At 66.0% G+C, this 244-nt stretch carries 1 pseudogene; it reads right to left on the reverse strand.

Features of this window, described 5'->3' with window-relative positions:
* Positions 1-244, reverse strand: a pseudogene (locus ACYVO7_RS25855) (IS5/IS1182 family transposase); the annotation flags it as partial.

Here is a 244-nt window from a genome sequence, read left to right on the forward strand (position 1 = left end):
TGGCGATGGCCCGCGCCATGTCTCGGGCCCCTTCGTGGATCGAGCGCGGGATCTTGCGGGCGGGCGTGTTGGGGCAGCACCGAGGCTTCATAGAGCAGGAGTCGCAGTCATGCTTGCTGGCGCGGTAGCGCATCATGCCGTCTTGGTCAGCCAGCGGACGGGGGTTCCTGTAGGTTCTCTGTCGCTGCCTTAGCAGCTTGCCGGCGGGGCAGACGTAGACGTCCTGGGCGTGGTCGTAGGTGAA

This window comes from Alsobacter sp. SYSU BS001988 (assembly GCF_054796215.1).